At 67.6% G+C, this 16,156-nt stretch carries 17 protein-coding genes and 5 pseudogenes; 11 read left to right on the plus strand and 11 right to left on the minus strand.

Going from position 1 to position 16,156, the window contains the following annotated elements:
- Nucleotides 1-619 precede the first annotated feature (619 nt).
- The gene (locus ACIRQP_RS35560) at nt 620-1,036 is read right to left on the minus strand and encodes a hypothetical protein (RefSeq protein WP_403897958.1); all 417 of its coding nucleotides are present in this window, start codon (nt 1,034-1,036) and stop codon (nt 620-622) included.
- A 472-nt stretch (nt 1,037-1,508) separates the two neighbouring features.
- Between ACIRQP_RS35560 and ACIRQP_RS35565 the strand changes: the two genes are divergently transcribed.
- Nucleotides 1,509-1,763 carry a hypothetical protein gene (locus ACIRQP_RS35565; RefSeq protein ID WP_403897961.1) on the plus strand — a complete coding sequence of 85 codons (255 nt, stop codon included), beginning with the start codon at nt 1,509-1,511 and terminating at the stop codon, nt 1,761-1,763.
- Between the two features lie 86 nt (nt 1,764-1,849).
- Here the strand turns inward: ACIRQP_RS35565 and ACIRQP_RS35570 are convergent, their stop codons facing one another.
- Both ACIRQP_RS35570 and ACIRQP_RS35575 read right to left on the minus strand, forming a co-directional pair.
- Nucleotides 1,850-2,365, minus strand: a complete 516-nt coding sequence (locus ACIRQP_RS35570; RefSeq protein ID WP_403897963.1) for a hypothetical protein — start codon at nt 2,363-2,365, stop codon at nt 1,850-1,852.
- A 209-nt stretch (nt 2,366-2,574) separates the two neighbouring features.
- The gene (locus ACIRQP_RS35575) at nt 2,575-2,868 is read right to left on the minus strand and encodes a hypothetical protein (RefSeq protein ID WP_403897966.1); all 294 of its coding nucleotides are present in this window, start codon (nt 2,866-2,868) and stop codon (nt 2,575-2,577) included.
- 417 nt (nt 2,869-3,285) lie between these two features.
- On the opposite strand from ACIRQP_RS35575, the gene ACIRQP_RS35580 reads away from it, so the two are divergent.
- Both ACIRQP_RS35580 and ACIRQP_RS35585 read left to right on the plus strand, forming a co-directional pair.
- Nucleotides 3,286-3,780, plus strand: coding sequence for a hypothetical protein (locus ACIRQP_RS35580; RefSeq protein WP_403897969.1), 495 nt, complete (start codon nt 3,286-3,288; stop codon nt 3,778-3,780).
- A gap of 194 nt (nt 3,781-3,974) precedes the next feature.
- A pseudogene (locus tag ACIRQP_RS35585) lies at nt 3,975-4,447 on the plus strand (hypothetical protein).
- Nucleotides 4,448-4,620: 173 nt separating this feature from the next.
- Here the strand turns inward: ACIRQP_RS35585 and ACIRQP_RS35590 are convergent.
- Nucleotides 4,621-5,088 (minus strand): GNAT family N-acetyltransferase, encoded by a 468-nt coding sequence (locus ACIRQP_RS35590; protein WP_403897972.1) that lies wholly within the window; start codon nt 5,086-5,088, stop codon nt 4,621-4,623.
- 78 nt (nt 5,089-5,166) lie between these two features.
- Nucleotides 5,167-6,102 carry a LysR family transcriptional regulator gene (locus ACIRQP_RS35595; protein ID WP_403897975.1) on the minus strand — a complete coding sequence of 312 codons (936 nt, stop codon included), beginning with the start codon at nt 6,100-6,102 and terminating at the stop codon, nt 5,167-5,169.
- A 133-nt stretch (nt 6,103-6,235) separates the two neighbouring features.
- Between ACIRQP_RS35595 and ACIRQP_RS35600 the strand changes: the two genes are divergently transcribed.
- The 3 genes and pseudogenes from ACIRQP_RS35600 to ACIRQP_RS35610 all read left to right on the plus strand — a co-directional run.
- Nucleotides 6,236-7,504: an MFS transporter gene (locus ACIRQP_RS35600; RefSeq protein ID WP_403897978.1), complete on the plus strand. Its 1,269-nt coding sequence runs from the start codon at nt 6,236-6,238 to the stop codon at nt 7,502-7,504.
- A 163-nt stretch (nt 7,505-7,667) separates the two neighbouring features.
- The gene (locus tag ACIRQP_RS35605) at nt 7,668-7,856 is read left to right on the plus strand and encodes a hypothetical protein (RefSeq protein WP_403897981.1); all 189 of its coding nucleotides are present in this window, start codon (nt 7,668-7,670) and stop codon (nt 7,854-7,856) included.
- Between the two features lie 21 nt (nt 7,857-7,877).
- Nucleotides 7,878-8,225, plus strand: a pseudogene (locus ACIRQP_RS35610) (transposase); the annotation flags it as partial.
- A 369-nt stretch (nt 8,226-8,594) separates the two neighbouring features.
- On the opposite strand, the pseudogene ACIRQP_RS35615 reads toward ACIRQP_RS35610, so the two are convergent.
- Nucleotides 8,595-8,818: pseudogene (locus tag ACIRQP_RS35615) on the minus strand (IS256 family transposase); the annotation flags it as partial.
- Nucleotides 8,819-8,866: 48 nt separating this feature from the next.
- Nucleotides 8,867-9,058: pseudogene (locus ACIRQP_RS35620) on the minus strand (hypothetical protein); the annotation flags it as partial.
- A 108-nt stretch (nt 9,059-9,166) separates the two neighbouring features.
- Between ACIRQP_RS35620 and ACIRQP_RS35625 the strand changes: the two are divergent.
- Entirely contained in the window at nt 9,167-9,505 is a 339-nt protein-coding gene (locus ACIRQP_RS35625; RefSeq protein WP_403897984.1) for a hypothetical protein, read from the plus strand.
- Here ACIRQP_RS35625 and ACIRQP_RS35630 read toward each other — a convergent pair.
- Nucleotides 9,438-10,349 (minus strand): LysR family transcriptional regulator, encoded by a 912-nt coding sequence (locus tag ACIRQP_RS35630; RefSeq protein ID WP_403897987.1) that lies wholly within the window; start codon nt 10,347-10,349, stop codon nt 9,438-9,440. The two genes, ACIRQP_RS35625 and ACIRQP_RS35630, sit on opposite strands and share 68 nt — an antisense overlap.
- A gap of 284 nt (nt 10,350-10,633) precedes the next feature.
- Here ACIRQP_RS35630 and ACIRQP_RS35635 point away from each other — a divergent pair, with 284 nt between their 5' ends.
- From ACIRQP_RS35635 to ACIRQP_RS35650, 4 genes are all read left to right on the plus strand, one after another.
- Nucleotides 10,634-11,266, plus strand: coding sequence for an NADPH-dependent F420 reductase (locus ACIRQP_RS35635; protein WP_403897990.1), 633 nt, complete (start codon nt 10,634-10,636; stop codon nt 11,264-11,266).
- A 98-nt stretch (nt 11,267-11,364) separates the two neighbouring features.
- Complete coding sequence (locus tag ACIRQP_RS35640) at nt 11,365-12,300, plus strand: SDR family oxidoreductase (protein WP_403897992.1); 936 nt, start codon at nt 11,365-11,367, stop codon at nt 12,298-12,300.
- A gap of 81 nt (nt 12,301-12,381) precedes the next feature.
- Complete coding sequence (locus ACIRQP_RS35645) at nt 12,382-13,041, plus strand: NADPH-dependent F420 reductase (protein WP_403898012.1); 660 nt, start codon at nt 12,382-12,384, stop codon at nt 13,039-13,041.
- A gap of 40 nt (nt 13,042-13,081) precedes the next feature.
- On the plus strand, nt 13,082-13,753 hold the full coding sequence (locus ACIRQP_RS35650; protein ID WP_403898014.1) for an aldo/keto reductase: 672 nt from the start codon (nt 13,082-13,084) through the stop codon (nt 13,751-13,753).
- A gap of 163 nt (nt 13,754-13,916) precedes the next feature.
- Here ACIRQP_RS35650 and ACIRQP_RS35655 read toward each other — a convergent pair whose 3' ends face one another.
- From ACIRQP_RS35655 to ACIRQP_RS35665, 3 genes and pseudogenes are all read right to left on the minus strand, one after another.
- On the minus strand, nt 13,917-14,552 hold the full coding sequence (locus ACIRQP_RS35655) for a hypothetical protein (RefSeq protein WP_403897994.1): 636 nt from the start codon (nt 14,550-14,552) through the stop codon (nt 13,917-13,919).
- Nucleotides 14,549-14,986, minus strand: a complete 438-nt coding sequence (locus ACIRQP_RS35660) for a hypothetical protein (protein ID WP_403897997.1) — start codon at nt 14,984-14,986, stop codon at nt 14,549-14,551. Before ACIRQP_RS35660 ends, ACIRQP_RS35655 begins: the two co-directional genes overlap by 4 nt.
- Nucleotides 14,987-15,119: 133 nt before the next feature.
- A pseudogene (locus tag ACIRQP_RS35665) lies at nt 15,120-16,001 on the minus strand (IS5 family transposase).
- Nucleotides 16,002-16,156 lie beyond the last annotated feature (155 nt).

Consider the following 16,156-nt stretch of genomic DNA (forward strand, 5'->3'; position numbering starts at 1 on the left):
AGGGTGCGCCCCGCCGCCGGAGCTGGAAAAGCTTGTCACCGGACCCATGGCCAAGTACCCGGCCGTATGCCCGCAGAGCGCTGCGTATGACCGCCCGTGAGCCCTGCCCCGTCTGTGCCTCCAGAGCAGGTGGTACGGGCTCGGCAGAGTGGGCTCCACGTTGAAGGCTCCGGGTTGCGCCTGCGGTGAGCGTGCGCCCTACTCTGTGGCCCGGGCCGCTGCCTCGGGGGTGATGTAGAGGATGGGATCTGCGGTCAGCGCAACCCCGTTTCACGCGTCAGCCCCCGGCGGGCCGGGGGCTGACGTCGTGTTTGGGTACACGTGTTGCGCTCGTGATCGTTTGTCCAGCGGCTGGTTATGCCGTGGAGTTGAGGCGTGCGCGGGCTGTGTCGGCTCGGTGCCCCACAAGGCGTCGCATTCGCGCTTGGATCCGTCGCGCTCGGGGCGCCGCCGCAAGCACGATCGGACCTTCATGCGTCAACAATCCCCGCCGGCGCGCGACGAAAGCTACAGCACCTTGCTGGCCGAATATTCAAATACATTCCGTATTCGGATATCCCGCCGACTTATAACGCTTCCTCTGACTCCGCGCTATCCTGCAGGGCTTACGTGACAGCCCTTAGCACTCCGCGGCGTTGATCCTGTTTCGCTCCTGTGTTGTCGCAAACCCGACGTTATCGGCTCGGACGAACAGTCGCTGCGCTCCCTCCTTGGGGTACACCAGGAATTGACCAGTGAGCCTGTAGTACAGGACATGATGGGAGGTCTTGGAGCACTCCAGGGCGATGCGTTCCGTGTTGAAGACCTTGCCCCAGTGCTCCGGGCGCGGGTTCAGCTTCCAGAGGTAGGCGCCGCCAATGCCGTTGTTACGGACCGTGGCCTGTACCGGAGTCGGGAGCGGGGCCCGTACGCTGGCGCCGGCCGCCGTGGTATCGGTAGCCGCCGCGGTAGAGGTGGCCAGCGTGGCTGAGGACCCGGCGACCACAAGTGCCGCCAAGATCGCAATCATCCTGGACTTTGTGCGCTGCTTGTGCATGAGATCTCCTTTTTCTGTGGAATGAGGGAGGTGGGGGAAAGGAGGGAAACTTTCCCTCCGTTCCTTTATGGCATCTCAGCCGCAGGCGTGGCCAGGGACATCAGTAAACGTCACCCGTAAGAGTTTACGAAGTTAATGGGTAAATCCTTCGCGCGCTCGTTGCTGATGGCGCTAAACGGGGAAAGCGTGAACATTTATGGCGAGTGGTAGACAGCCTCACGAAAGGCGGTTCGCTTTGCATCGAACATACTCGCTGTCAGCCTGTTGCCCGATGGGGCGCTGCTGAATGGAATCAGCTGCAGCAGAAGCAGCAACTATTCCCGACTGTCGCTGGGGTTATCTCCAGTACCGAGTACCGCGCGAGTCGTGTGTCCGGGGATTTTCGGTTCGGTCCGGGAAGGTGGGTCCCGGTAGGTGCCGGAGGCCCCCCTCGCGGGCGCGTTCGTAGCCGCAGCCCAGGCAAACGATGCGGGTGTACCGGGACGATGCGACCACGCTGGACGTCCCGATCGGGCAGGTCACGCTGGGCGTGGGTGTCCGCGCGCCCCTCACCGGCGGTCACGGCGAGGAGCCCGCCGGCGCTGGAGGCCGGGTGCTACGCGGCGGCCAGGCGTTCGCGCGCGGCGTCGGCGCCGAGACGGACGGTCGCCCGCGCCGCACGGTGCTGTGCGGCGCGGGCGTTTCGTATGTGCGGGATCAGAACTCCTGCGTCACGGGCCGTGGTTGAGGTGTGCGGAGATGGTGTGACCTATGGCCGATATCGGGCACGAGACTGGTGCGGTACCTGAAATTCCGCTGAGATTGATTACGCGCTCACAGGTAGTCGTCGCGGTGGCCCTGCATCCAGACGTTGATCCGGTCGCGGACGCCGATCAGCTCTGTGCGGTGGGTCTCCAGGTTCTCCGTGGAGGTGTCGCCGTCGAGCGTCGTGCGGAGGTCGGCCATCCACGCGAGTGGCTCAGGGAAGTGGCCCGGGCCCTTGGGGTCCGCCTTCATGGCCGCATCGATGCCCATCAGCTCTTCGTGGACCCTGCCCAGGAAGTACGCGCAATCTCCCGAGCCCGGTGTGCAGCTGTCGTTGAGTGTGGCCTGGAGGCCGGCGAAGGCGTCGCGGACCAGTTCCGGCCCCGGGGACGCCGCGGGGGTTGGGTTGTCGGCGGCAGTCTCCTGTGCTGCGGCGTCCGTCGGTGCCGGGGCGGACAAGGAACGGGAGGTGTCCCGTGTCCCGGCGTTCCCGGAGGTGTCGTCCGTGCCCGCGGAACACGACAGCAGACAGGCTGCGAGTATCGCGGTGGTGATCGCCGTACGCCGGACACGCCGGATCTGCATGAGGCCCCCCTTGTAGTGATCACGGCAACTCTATTGCGTGCAGGGGGGCAGTTCTTACGGATGGTCCGATACGAGCCGCGCCCGTTCGCCCGCGGGGGCTGCGGGGATGCGGTGCTGTCACGGTGGGTTCGGGCGCGGAGCCGGTGGAACCAACGGCCGTTGTGGGAGGTGTCCTTGGTGACGACGCTGTGGACGGACAGGATGCGGCGTTACGGTCGCGGCGTAGGAAACAAGGCGGACGAGGGGATGACGATGCCGGTCGAGGCGTTGATAGCACTCGCCGCGGCGGGAGGTACCGCGGTGGCGCAGGCTGCGGGAGCCAACACCTGGCAGGGCTCCAGCAGGCAGTGGCTCGGTGGTTCGGCCGTCAGGACGAGGAGCGGGAGCGTATAGCGCCGGCTCGGCTGGACCACAGCGCGGACGCGCTCGCGGTCGCTGGTGACGGCGATGTTGACCAGGTCAGGACCGGACAGCGGGCCGAGTGGCAGGCGCACTTCGAGCAAGCACTGAAGAGCCTGGAGGGTCACGACGGGAACAGGCGGCCCAGGAACTGCGTGCGCTGCACGATGCACACCCCGTCGCGGGCGGGGGGTCGGCGGGAGATGGTGGACAGGCCATCGGCGGGAACGTGCAGATCCGGGCCGACCACGGCGTGACGGGTAAACGCCTGGTAGACACCGTGCGTGGGGGTGGGCTCCGGAGGGGGAGTGGTGCGGGCAGGGACCGTGCTGGACGGGCGCTACCGGCTCGTTGAGCGGATCGGGGCGTTCGGGTTCGGGTAGGTCTGGAAGGCTCATGACCCGACGGTCGACCGCCTGGTCGCGGTCAAGGTCGGTCCTCACCGGCGAGGGCAGGACCCGGCGGGCAAGCTCATCAACGGGATCCGGTGGCGGGGCACGCGCGAGAGTCTTCTTCGGCTGATGAATCTGCCGAAGAGCTCGCCACTTTGGTCGTGGGCGGATGCGCGGCCTGGCGGTGGGCGGGAAGAGATCGTCCTCGGCAAGTTCGACTTCGTCGTGGACGACATGCTTGCCGCCCTGCGCGCCCGCCCGGCCGACGAGGCGGTTTGGACGTCACTGCACCGCGTGTTCGACGTGCTGGTATCCCTGGCGGAGATGCCAGGCCATGAGGAACTGGTGGAGCCGATCCATCGAGTGGTCTTGGAGACTCCTGTGCTGCACGCCGGTTACCTCCAGAAGCTGCAGCGCATGCAGGACGCCGTCGTCGCCGTGCTGCTCGAACGCGCCGAGGCGGCCGGCACGCCCTACGACGCCGACGATCCGCCACCGCGCGTGACCGCTGCGGCGTTCGGGTGTCTCGTGGCCGCACAGCACTCCTGGCTTGCCTCCGGCGCGAGAGGCTCTTACGCCGTCGCCATCGAACGCGCCATGGCGACGGTCGCCTCCCGCACCTGACGCACGAACTCGGTCTGCCCGAAGCGGACTTCACTGCGCCTGTAACCTTCGCCTTACTTCGAGCTGTTGATGAACCGCCGAGCTACTGGTACCCGCGCCGGTCGGTCACGGCTGAAGGAGCGTCCCCGCGCCGTCCCTTCAGAGTGTTCGGCGCTCGTCACTTCGCGGCCTGAGTCATTGGACGGGGGTAGGCCATGGAGATCACCGTCCAGTGGATACGGACATCCTGGACGAAGGAGTCCCGGGGAGGAGAGGGTGCCTCGCGCAGGAACGCTGCCCCGGTCGGCTTCGCTCTCCCACATGATGCGGCCTCCTTCGCGCATGTGATTCGCATGCATGAGCGTGACCGCTCCGAGCTGTATGACAGCCGGGAGGACCTGAGCAAGTCGATGTCCAGCTCCGTGAGTCAGATGGCCGGCTTCGCGTACTTCCACGTGTGCAGCCCTTGTTTGCCCTGCCGCCTCGGCAGCGGCGATCCCCAAGTGTCCGGCTCATCCCTGGCCAGTGGGTGCGCCGGCAACTCAACTACCGCTTCAGTAGCGCACTGGGGATCCGGGGCCGGCCGTACTGGCTGGACACGTTCAACATCGCCTACGGTTCCGTGAACGCCGGTGTGTTCCTGTCCACGCCCACGGTGTTCATCAACGAACAAGGACCGCTCCGATAACCTTCCTGAACGTCGACCAGGGCTCAGGTGACGCAGTGTCACCGAGGCTGAGCCCCTTTGATCGTCCTCACGAAATCTGTGCCTGATCCCAGTAGTAACGTCACTCGTTGCCCAAGGAGTTGGTCTCGTTCTGGCCGGAGCCGCCCGGGAGACTGTGACCAGAGTTTGCCTGGTCAGGCTGGTCGAGGTTGCAGCGGTCGACCGAGGTAGACGGTGAGTGGGTCGTCGGCGTAGTAGCCAAAGGCAGGAACATCGGTATAGCCGCAGGAACGGTACAGACCGATTGCCGCAGGATGCCGTTGGTTCGTCTCCAGAACCATCGACGACGCTCCTGCGGCGGCGGCTGAGTCCTCCAACCACGCCAGGATGGCACGGGACTGTCCTCTGCCGCGCTGTTCATCGATGACGTACATACGCTTGAGTTCCGCGCGCCCCTCACCACGAAACCGCCAACCGCCCATAGCGACGGGCTCTTGGTTCTCGTACCCCACTGCGAACGCCCCGCGGGGCGGCGAGAACTGCCCTGGCTCGGTGGGGCTGTTGTCCGGTGCCCCGTAGATCTCGACGTATTCCGCCTGCAGAAGTTCGACCAACCGAGAGACATGCGGGTGGCGGCCATAGGCGAGGGAAACGATCTCCATGCCTCCAACTCTAATAGCCACGCCGGCCTCGAGTCACGGTCAGTCGACCGGCCACGATGATCGTGGACGCGGCGGCGTTCAGCGCGTAAACACCCAGCTCGGCACCCAGGTCCCGGCGGCGTCGTGGCCGGCCGCTGTGGCGGCGAGGTGGGCGCGGAGGGTGGCCAGCGCTGGGTGGGGGTTGTCGCGGTGCCAGAGGAGCGAGTGCGGGTAGACCGGCGTCGGGTCGGTCACCGGGATGCGGCGCAGGCCGTGGCCGGCGGGCCAGACGAGGCGGGTCTGCTCGCCCATGAAGGTGGCCAGGGCAGGGGTGTCGGCGACGGTGTCGAGGAGCGCGTCGGAGCCGAAGTTGGGGCCGGTCGCCTCGATGGTGAGGCCGAACTCGGCGACGAGGTCGTCGTAGTAGGCGCCCCACTCGGTACCGGGGGCGAGGCCGGGCATCCAGATCCGGTGTCCGGCGAGCTGCGCGAGGGGCACCGACCGGGCGCCCGCGAGCGCGTGTGCGGGGCCGGTGAGGAGCTGGAGCGTCTCATCGAGCACCCGGACGGACTCGATGTCCTCGGGGAGGGGCCGACCGGGCACGGCGACGGCGCGGAAGGACGCGTCGATCGTGCCGGAGCGGATGGCGGCGACGGCCGTCTCGATGTCGAACAGCATCAGCACGTCGAGATCGATCTCGGGGTGCGCGCGGTGGAAGCCGCGCATCAGGCCCGACGCCGCGCCGCGCGAGGCGATGATGTCGACGCGCAGCGGGCGGCGGCCGGTGCGCACGGACGCGACCGCGCGCTCGGCGACGCGCAACAGCTCGCGTGCGTGGGGCAGGAACGCCTGTCCGTCGATGGTGAGCTCGGCGCCGCGCGGGGTGCGAGTGAAGAGCCGCACGCCGAGGTTGCGCTCCAACGCGGCGATGCGTTTGGAGACGGCCTGCTGGGTGACCGCCAGCTCGGCGGCGGCCTCCTGGAACTGCCCCGCGTCGGCGGCGGCGACGAAGGTCCGGACGGTGTCGAGGTCCATGCTGACACCTTATGGATACAACCATTGGTTGTGCTCGGCGGCCCTGCGGTTGTTTGATCCCCGAGGTTGGCACTCGCTTTGATGTTTCCGATCGCGTATTGGTTGTGCGAGTGAGTGGCGAGGGGCGTGGGTCATGAGGAGCGGGCACCGGCTGGGGCATCTGCTCGGACATCGGCTGGGGCGGCGGTTCGGGTGGCTCTGGGGAGCGTACGGGACCAGCGCGCTCGGCACGTGGCTCGCCTTCGGCGCGTTCCCGCTGATCGCCATCCGGGTGCTGCACGCCGGGCCGGCCGAGGTCGCCGCGCTCTCCTCAGTGGGGGCTGCGGTGGGCGCGGCCGTGGCAGTGCCGCTCGGCCCGTGGGTGGAGTTCCGCCGCAAGCGGCCGGTGCTGATCGCGATGGACCTGGTGCGGTTCGCGGCGCTGCTGACGATCCCCGCCGCGTTCGCGCTCGGCGTGCTCACCTTCCTTCAGCTCCTGCTGGTCTCGGTCGTCGTCGCGGCGGCCGACATCACCTTCCGCGCCGCCTCCGGCGCGTACCTGAAGACGCTGCTGCCGGCCGAGGACCTGCTCGTCGCCAACGCCCGATTCGAGTCCACGGCCTGGACGACCACGATCATCGGACCGCCGCTGGGCGGCGCGGCGATCGGGCTCCTCGGACCGGTGGCGACGGTGGTGGCCGACGCGGTCAGCTACCTGCTCTCGGCCCTGGGTATCCGCGTGATGGGCGGGCACGAGCCGCTGCCCGAGCGACAGGATGCCGCGCGCATGCGGGCGCGGGACCTGCTCGACGGTTGGCGGTACATCCTCGCCGACGCGACGCTGCGTCCGCTGTTCTTCAACACCGCCTTGTTCAACGGCCTGGTGATGGCCGCCCAGCCGCTGCTTGCCGTCCTGATGCTCGGCCGACTCGGGTTCACACCGTGGCAGTACGGCCTCGCCTTCGCCGCGCCCTCGATCGGCGGGCTGCTCGGTTCGCGGCTGGCCTGGCCGCTCGTCACCCGGTTCGGGCAGCACCGGGTCCTGGTCGTGGTCGGAACCCTGCGCGCGATCTGGCTCGTCGGCCTGGCCTTCCTGGGGCCGGGCACCGGCGGCCTGCTGCTGGTGATGGGCGTCGAGCTCGGGCTCATCTTCTGCTGCGGGGTCTTCAACCCCGTCTACGCCACCTACCGCCTCGAGCGCACCACGACCGACCGGGTCGCCCGCACGCTGTCCGCCTGGGCGGTGACGACCAAGGCCTCGACCGCGCTCCTCACGGCCGTCTGGGGCGTGCTGGGCGGCCTGCTCGGCCTGCGTACGGCCATCGGCCTGGCCGGCGTGCTCCTGCTGGCGACTCCGCTGCTGCTCCCACGCCGCGCGGCAGCGCCTCTCGCCGACCCGGAGCCGACACCGAACCGCGCCTGACGGACCGCCACGGCCGTCACCGACCCCGCCTGCGAGGGAGTGGACCGAGTTCGATGCCACAGCCGCCGCGGAGCCGATCCTTGGCGGCCTGGGACACGTAGACCGGATCTGGACAGATACCTTCGAGGGATTCACGCTGCGGCGGTTCGACCCGGAGGCCAAGGTGTGGCGAATCCGGTGGGCCTCCAGCGGTCGGCCGGGACACCTGGACCCCTATTTCGAGGGTTCCTTCACCGACGGCGTCGGCCAGTTCTTCTGTGATGACGTCCTGGGCGGGCACACGGTGAACGTGCGCTTCCGGTGGACCGCCCGCACCCCGGATGCCCCGCGCTGGGGATCGGCCGTTCAGTGAGTTCGGCCTGCGGGACTGCCTCGCCGGGGCATGCGCGACCCGGAGCTGGTGGTCGGCGACGGCGCGATGGGGCTGTGGAAGGCGTTGGCCGAGGTGTTCCCGGCCGCACGGCATCAAAGGTGCTGGGTCCACAAGGCCCGAAATGTCACGAACTCACTTCCGAAGTCCGCGCTGCCGGGCGCGACGAAGGCGATGCAGGAGATCTACAACGCGGAGAGCCGCTCCCACGCCGAGAAGGCGATCGACGCGTTCGCCAAAACCTACGGCGCGAAGTGGCCGAAGGCGGTCGCAAAGATCACCGACGACCGGGAGGAACTGCTGGCGTTCTACGGCTTCCCGGCCGAGCACTGGATCCACCTGCGCTGCACTGCCAGTTCGCCGGCCGCGTCCGGCCGTTGACGATCGTCGGCCCGGCAGGTGTCCGGGAGCGGGTCATCGCGGCGATGGAGGTGCGCGACGGTCCGCGCCGCCGACGTGGTCCATGCCAGTGGAGCCCCGCCGCTGGCGCTTCGGGTCGAGCTCGACGGCAAGACGCTGGCCTATTCCGGCGACACCGAGTGGACCGATGCCCTGGCGGACGTTTCCCGGGACGCGGATGTGTTCATCTGCGAGGCCTACACGTTCGCCAAACGAGTCCGCTACCACCATGTCGGCCGACATGCTGGAGCACGCCTCGCAACTGGAGGTGACCGCCGCGCACGACGGGCTGGAGCCCGTGCTGTAGCTGGGGCGGGGTGCTCACGCCGCGTCGAGCTGTTCGCGTTCGACCAGGGCACCGTTCTCGAACCTGGCGCCGGAGCGGACCAGGGCAACGAGATGGGCGCCGGTGATCGCACGCCAGCGGCTCTGGGCGGACTCGACGACTTGAACACCATCGCGAGCGCCGCGGCGGGGCTGCCCGCGCCGCGGGTGACTTTCGTCCGCAGCTTGACCGTGGAGAACGTAGACTCGATCGGGTTCGTGATCAGGAACGGGATGCCACCGAAGCGGTCGCCGTGAAGATGGGACACCACCACCGCGTCCACCTCGGCCGGGTCCAGGCCCTGCTGTCGCATGGCGACCAGGCTCGCGCCCCGCAGTCCACCAGCAGCGTCATGCTGGTGCCACGCACCTGCACGCATGCCTGGAACAGCCCGCCACTGCCGAAAGCACCCCGCTACCCACGAACCGCACCCGCATGTCCACCCCGCAGCCGCTCGCATCGTCGACGTCAGCGCGACATGTGGCTCATCTTGTCGGGCCTGGTCGCTACGATCAGGTGGCTGATCGGAGTCATGCCGTAGCCGTCACGTTCGAGGGAGTCGGCCAAGGTGCAGATCACACCATCCGCGCGGATTCTTCGCATGCTCGGTGAGATTGAGATTGAGATTGAGATCGAGGAGTGGAAGTGTCTCGCGGAATTGATCGACAATGCCTTTGACGACTTCAACGAGATCATGATTTCCATCATCCTAGAAGCGGCCGCGCGACGATGTCGATTCTCACTGTGCGCCAACATCGCCTCCGCCTCCGAGCTCAATGCCTTCGCCATTGCTGTGGCCGCGTGCCCCCTGTTGGCGCTGCTGTTGTCAGTCGGACTGCTCAACCGTGCTTTGAAACGGCATCGCTTCCAAGCTGCCACATTTCATAGTTCCCACATTCTGCCGTGATCTCGGCCGTCGCCTGAGCCGCGGTGAAGAAGTCATCGACCACTGGCGAGGTGCGCGATGCCGCCACCGCGAGGCACACCTGGTCGGGCGCCAGATCCGGGATGGGCACATAGATGACTTCCGGATGTGAGTAGAACACGGTCGCCGAACGGGCCAGGAACGAGATGCCCCGGCCGGCCGCGACATGCTCGAGCGTCTCGTCCACCCCGCGCACCAGGTACCCGGCGTTAGGGTGCGGGCGCCTGGTGGGCTGCGTGCTCGGGTCGGCATGCCAGACCAGCGGTTCGCCGGCCAGGTCGGCCTCGGTGACCTCCTCCTTGCCGGCCAACCGGTGGCCGGCGGGCAGCACCGCCACCCGCGGCTCGGTGTACAGCGGGGTGACGCGCAGGCCGGCCTCGTCGATGGGCAGCCGCACATAGCCGACGTCGATGCGGCCGTCGAGCAGCATCGGGGCCTGGTCGTCCCATTCGATCCGCTGCACGTCCACGACCACGTCCGGGTGCCGGGCCTCGAACGCCCGCGCCGCCGGGATGACCGGGATGCCGGCCCGGAAACCGACCATCAGCCGCCGGCTGCCGCGGGCGGCCACGGACACCCGGCGGCGGACCGCGTGCGCGGAGGCGAGCAGCGGACCGGCGTCGGCCAGCAGTTGTCGGCCCGCGTCGGTCAGCGCTACGCCGTGGCGATCCCTGGTGAACAGCGAGGCGCCGAGATCCTGCTCGAGCGCGCGGATCTGCCGGCTGAGCACCGGCTGCGCGATATGTAGCTCATCGGCGGCGCGGCCGAAGTGCAACCGGTCGGCCACGGCGACGAAGTAACGCAGTTTGCGCAGGTCCAGATCCATGGCGCCTCCCGGTCCGGTGATGCCTCCAGGGTATCACCACGGCTTAAAGAAGTCTTGGACACCCACTCAGGCCAATGGCAACCTGAATAGGTACCTAATGGGGCCGAAGCGAATTCGGCATAAGAATTCGACATCGGAACTTGATAGCAGGGCCCAGGCCCAGAATGAGCACATGAGGAATTGAGCGCCGTCCATCGCGTCATTCGGCGGCGTCGACGACACAACCGTTAACAACGACGGGGTGGGCATGGTGTCCTATCCAGCTCCAGAAAGCAGGCACACCAATGAGCAGCATCAGCATTATCGGCCTGGGGAACATGGCCGGCGCCCTGGCCGACCGGGCGCTCGCCGGCGGCAACGCCGTCGAGATCATCGGCCGCGACCCGGCCAAGGCCAAGGAATTGGCCGCCGCGCTCGGCGGCGCCACTGTCGGGACGGCCGGCGCCGCCCCGGCCTGGGACATCGTTATCCTCGCCGTGCCGTACGCCAGCGCGGCGGCGGTGGTGAGCGAGTACGGGGACGCACTACAGGGCAAGGTCATCATCGACATCACCAACCCCGTCTCCCCCGATTTCCAGGGCTTTGTCACCCCCGACGGCAGTTCCGGCGCGCAGGAGATCGCCAAGGCCGCCCCCGCCGGCGCGCATGTCGTCAAGGCGTTCAACACCCTGTTCTCCCATGTTCTGGCGGCCGGCCCAGCCGAGGGTCGCCTATTGGACGTGTTCATCGCCGGCGACGACGCGCAGGCAAAGACACGCGTGTCGGCGTTCATCGAGAGCCTGGGACTGCGCCCGATGGACACCGGGCAGCTGGCAATGGCGCGGACACAGGAGAACGTCGCCCTGTTGCAGCTGGGCCTCGTCGCCCACTCCGTCAAGCACACCAACTTCTTCCTCGGCGTCAGCATTCTCAGCTGAGCGCACCCGCACCACCACTTCTCGCGCCACATCACGCCAGTCGATCTACGGCACGAGGAGAACAGCCCCCTCCACCTACTCTCACAAGGAGCAGTAGCATGCGCGTTTTCGTCACTGGCGGGACCGGCCATTCCGGTTCGTACATCATCCCCGAGCTCATCGCCGCCGGACATGAGGTCACCGGCCTGGCCCGGTCGGACACGGCCGCGGCGGCGGTGTCCGCGCTCGGCGCGAAGGTGCGTCGCGGCGACCTCGAGGATCTCGACGGACTCAAGGAGGCGGCCGCGGACTCCGACGGCGTCATCCACGTCGCGCACAGGCAAGACCTGCTTCCCTCCGGCGGGATCGACGCCGTGGCCGCCGCGGAGCTCCCGATCATGCTCGCGTACGGCGAGGCACTGGCGGGAACCGGAAAGCCGCTGGTCGCGGCGGGGAGCATTGGCTCGCCAGGGAACCTGGGCCGGCCGGCCACCGAGGAGGACCCGGCCCTTCCCGGCGGCGATGAGTACAAGGGCACCCTGCGGGTTCGTAACGTCGTGGAAACCGCCGTAGTCGGCCTCGCTGAGCGGGGAGTGCGGTCTTCGGTCGTGCGGATTGCCAACATCGCGCACAGCACGACCGATCGTGCCGGCTTCCTCGTACAGCTGATCGCGCTCGCGAAGGAGAAGGGTTTCGTCGGCTACCCCGGAGACGGCGCGAACCTGTGGAACGCCGTGCACGTCCGCGATGTCGCCTCCTTGTTCCGCTTGGCGCTGGAGAAGGGGCCGGCTGGCAAATACTGGCACGCGGTTGGGGACGGGGCCATCCCGCTCCGCGAGATCGCCGAGGCCATTGGCAGCCGTCTGGGCCTGCCCGCCGTGAGCGTTCCCGCGGACGTACTGATGGTGCCGGGATACTTTGGGTTCCTCGCGAACATAGTCACGCAGAACTACCCGGCGTCCAACCTCATCACCCGCCGGACCCTCGGCTGGGAACCCGCTCAGCCCAGCCTGCTCGCCGATTTGGACAACGGCCATTACTTCTCCGCCAGCTGACGGCAGGGACCCGAATCGCAACGAGTCCGGCAAATGACAAGGGTTCGGCTCTTCTGGAGGGACGCTGAGAATATGACGACTGTGGGATTCATCGGAAGCGGATACATCGGCAGTACCATCGCGCGGCTCGCCATCGAGGCCGGGCACCAGGTCGTGCTCAGCAACTCGCGCGGTCCCGAAACGCTCGCGGACACGGCCGCGGAATTGGGGCCGCGGGCGTCCGCGGCGACGAGCGGGGAGGCCGCGGCGGCCGGTGACATCGTCGTGGTCACGGTGCCGGTCAAGGCCTTCCCCAACTTGCCCGCCGCGCCACTGGCCGGGAAGACGGTCATCGACACGTGCAACTACGGCCCCGGGCGCGACGGGCATATCCCCGAGCTCGACAGCAAGTCGCTCACCTCGAGCGAGCTGCTTCTGCGGTACATCCCGGACGCCATGCTCGTGAAAGCGTTCAACAACATCTTCTTCAAGCACCTGCTGTCACTCGCCCGCCCGGCGGGGGCGGCCGACCGCTCCTACCTGCCGATCGCCGGGGACTCCGCGCCGGCGAAGGCGGTGGTGACCGAATTCATCGAATCCATCGGGTACAGCGTGGTGGACGCGGGACCGCTGGCCGATAGCTGGCGGCAGGCGACGGGCACGCCGGTGTGGGGGACCCCGTACGGGCCGATCTCGAACGAGAAGGGCCAGCCGGTCGGCGAGGACGCCATCCGCGCGGCACTGGCCACCGCAACGCGGTAACCGCAAGTTGGCGCGGGCCGCGGTATGGTCCGGCCGTGTTATGGCCCCGTCCGGTAGGCGTTCGACGACCCGGGCGAGGCCGCCTGGCAAGGGGGCCGTCGGGTACCGCACCCTGCCCGCTGCTTCAGCGAGCCGGTCTGCGCAAGCCACTGGAGGATTACTCGTTCACCCGCACCTATATCAAAGCCCTGGACGAGCCGCGCCCCGCGCCAGGCGCACCGCCGCGGACCGGCACCCTCATGTCCCGTTCCGGACTGAGCAGCCCCCGTACTCGGTGTTCGTCCGTGGTGCCGAAGCCGGCGAGCTGCCGGTTGCGGGCAAGTACGGGCTCGGAGTGCTGACCTGGAGCCCGCTCAACAGCCGCTGGCTGACCGGCCGCTTCGGCCGCGGCGAGCCGGTCGAGCTCGCCGCATTCCGGAAGGCGGTTGCCTGGAAGTTCGACCTCAGCCTGTCCGGCAACCAGCGAAAGCTCGACGCCGTTGAGCAACTGAGGGCTGTGGCCGAAGAAGCAGGCGTCTCCCTGACCCACCCGGCACTCGCGTTCGCGGCTTCTCACCGGGCTGTCACCTCGGTGATTCTCGGCCCTGGCACGGCCGGGCACCTTGACGATCAGCTCGCTGCGGCTGACGTCCGGATCGATGACGACATCCTGGACCGAATCGACGAGATCGTCCCGCCCGGCACCAACCTCAACCCGCCCTACACCGACTAGACTTCGCCCGCTCTCGTTGATGCCGGGCAGCGCCGCAGGGCAGCCTGTCTCACTGAATCCGGACCATTGCGGGCCGTACTACCTGACGGCGATTCACGACCAGGGGAAACCATCGCTACCCACAAGTCTTGACAATTGCTCGCAGCCTCTTGGCCGCCAACTGTTACCAGCTGGTCAGGTCAACTACGTGGAGACAATGCGGATCTGTCGTGTCCGTCTCCCAGCGCCCCTCCTCACACACGAGTGCCGGGAGAGAGGCCAGCAGTGCCGTCCGCGCGCTGCTGAGCCGTACATCGGCCGCGATCAGGCCATCGGCTGTCTCGACTGCGAGGTAGAGCCGCATGGTGTCTTGGCCGGTGAAAAGGAACCCGCACAGCGCCGGGCTCGGCGGCGTCTCGACGAACGGCCAGGCCAGTGTCCGTAGGACGCCCAATGCCCGGTCCGAGACAGGCCGTGGGGCGGGTTCGATCGCGGAGGTGTCCACCCGGACCAGGGCCATGCCCATCACTGACGCTTCCGAGTGGGTGCGAATGCCGCCGGAGGCGAGCTTTCGTGTCCAGCCCAGTACCAGCGGGGCGGTAACCGGTTCGTCATCGTCGTCGGACAGCGGGATTTCGTACGCGATCAGCTCCTTCGCCGCCGTGGCATCGTCGGAGCCGGTCACGATCCGTACTGCGTCCTGCGTCGGCAGAACACCGCGCAGGAAGATCCGACCGACAAGAGGCACCGCCGTGTAGTCGAGGAGGGAGCGCGTGATGTACGCCTGTTGCTCGATCGTCTCGTCGCACAGGCCGCTCATTCGTTGACCCAGTTCGGGCACTTGTTGATGCCTTTGCAGTAGGCGGTGATGACGCCGATCTTCTTGCCCTTGCCGGCGTCGTACTCGCCGTCGGCGGTACGGCGCGCATACTGCACGATGACCACGATATTGACCCGCTTGCCGTTGTTGAGGGCGACACCGTGGTATTCAAGACGCCCCCCGTTCTTTTTGTCCACTTTTCCTGCCAGGGCCGCGTCAACGATCCGGCACTTCTTGATGTTGTGCTTGCCGGAGAAGTGGTTCCAGCCGAGATCGCCGTTGCCATAGCGGGTAGCAATCACCCGCCCCTCAGGATCGGTCTCCTCACACTTGACCTTCTTGTTCCAGTACCGTTCCGCCGCCGCGTCGGACACCGGCACGGAAACGAGCACGACACCGGCGACTGCCGCGGCCACCACGCTGATCATCTTCATGAACTGACCGTGCCACCCGCGCGGACGGCATATCCCCGCTATGCAGGCAGATTCGTTTCTCTACACCCCAACGGATGACTCCGGGAGCCTCGGCTACGCGGGCGGCGCGGGCCGCTGGGCGGTTTCGTTTGGATCAGCGTGCGTACCGGAGGAAGGTGCCTGCGATGGGGAGTCCGGTCAGGTAGATGGTCGCGGTCTTCTGGTAGCGGGTGGTGATGCCTCGCCGTTGTTGGAGGCGGTTGATGCGTCGCTCGTCGGTGTTGCGCTGTTGGTAGGTCTCGCGGTCGAAGGCCGGTGGCCTGCCTGGCCGTCTCGGCTCCCGTGACGCAGGCGGTGGCCTTGCTGGTCCGCCGGGACGGGGATCACCGCACGGATGACGCGCTTGCGCAGGTGTTCGCGGATCGCGAGGGAGGAGTACGCCTTGTCGCCCCGCACCCGTAACGGCTTGCGCCTCGGGCGCCGGCCGGCGGACTTCGGCATCCGGATGCCTTCGAGGACCGGCTCGAATTGCCGGCTGTCGCCTCGCTGGCCGACGGTGACCAGCAGCGACAATCGCTTCTGCCCCTGCTCGCACGCCAGATGGATCTTCGTGGAGAACCCGCCCCGCGACCGACCCAGCCCGTGATCGTCCGGCTCACTCGCCATCCCGCAGGGAGGGTCCTTCTGCCCCGGCACCATCCCGGCGGGCACCAGCCGCGTGCCGATGAGCCCGGCACATCGTGGAGTCGACATTCAACTCCCACGTGATCAACCCGGCCGCATCGGCTCGTGCCTGCAACAACGTCAGCAGCCGAGCCCACACTCCCCGCCGCACCCAACGCCTGAACAGCCCATACACCATCTGCCAGGGCCCGCACTCGCACGGCAGGTCACGCCACAAAACTCCCGTCCGCACCTGCCACCCGTCACCAACCACCAACCGCCGCCGAGTCGGCGATCCGCGGCCAACACCCGCCGCAGGCAACACCGACTCCCACTCCGACCACTGCTCATCCCAGAGATCCCCCCGCCCCACACCGTGATCATCACGGCATGAGGCGTGAACCGGAACCCCGACCTACAACAGCGGCTAGCCGCAATACCGGTGACTTTGCTGGTGCTGGCTCGTTGAGTGGGTGTGCCAAGGCCAGGACAGTTGAAGGCAGTTGAGGGTGATCGGTTTTCGGATCG

Source organism: Streptomyces sp. NPDC102274 (assembly GCF_044766385.1).
In the GTDB taxonomy this organism is placed as follows: Bacteria; Actinomycetota; Actinomycetes; order Streptomycetales; family Streptomycetaceae; genus Streptomyces.

Coding starts and splice junctions, on each gene's coding strand:
- ACIRQP_RS35660 (WP_403897997.1), bottom strand. CDS start 14,986: ATGAAGATGATCAGCGTGGTGGCCGCGGCAGTCGCCGGTGTCGTGCTC.
- ACIRQP_RS35595 (WP_403897975.1), bottom strand. CDS start 6,102: ATGGACCTCGACACCGTCCGGACCTTCGTCGCCGCCGCCGACGCGGGG.
- ACIRQP_RS35650 (WP_403898014.1), top strand. CDS start 13,082: ATGGCCCCGTCCGGTAGGCGTTCGACGACCCGGGCGAGGCCGCCTGGC.
- ACIRQP_RS35655 (WP_403897994.1), bottom strand. CDS start 14,552: ATGAGCGGCCTGTGCGACGAGACGATCGAGCAACAGGCGTACATCACG.
- ACIRQP_RS35635 (WP_403897990.1), top strand. CDS start 10,634: ATGAGCAGCATCAGCATTATCGGCCTGGGGAACATGGCCGGCGCCCTG.
- ACIRQP_RS35600 (WP_403897978.1), top strand. CDS start 6,236: ATGAGGAGCGGGCACCGGCTGGGGCATCTGCTCGGACATCGGCTGGGG.
- ACIRQP_RS35570 (WP_403897963.1), bottom strand. CDS start 2,365: ATGCAGATCCGGCGTGTCCGGCGTACGGCGATCACCACCGCGATACTC.
- ACIRQP_RS35640 (WP_403897992.1), top strand. CDS start 11,365: ATGCGCGTTTTCGTCACTGGCGGGACCGGCCATTCCGGTTCGTACATC.
- ACIRQP_RS35630 (WP_403897987.1), bottom strand. CDS start 10,349: ATGGATCTGGACCTGCGCAAACTGCGTTACTTCGTCGCCGTGGCCGAC.
- ACIRQP_RS35580 (WP_403897969.1), top strand. CDS start 3,286: ATGAATCTGCCGAAGAGCTCGCCACTTTGGTCGTGGGCGGATGCGCGG.
- ACIRQP_RS35590 (WP_403897972.1), bottom strand. CDS start 5,088: ATGGAGATCGTTTCCCTCGCCTATGGCCGCCACCCGCATGTCTCTCGG.
- ACIRQP_RS35560 (WP_403897958.1), bottom strand. CDS start 1,036: ATGCACAAGCAGCGCACAAAGTCCAGGATGATTGCGATCTTGGCGGCA.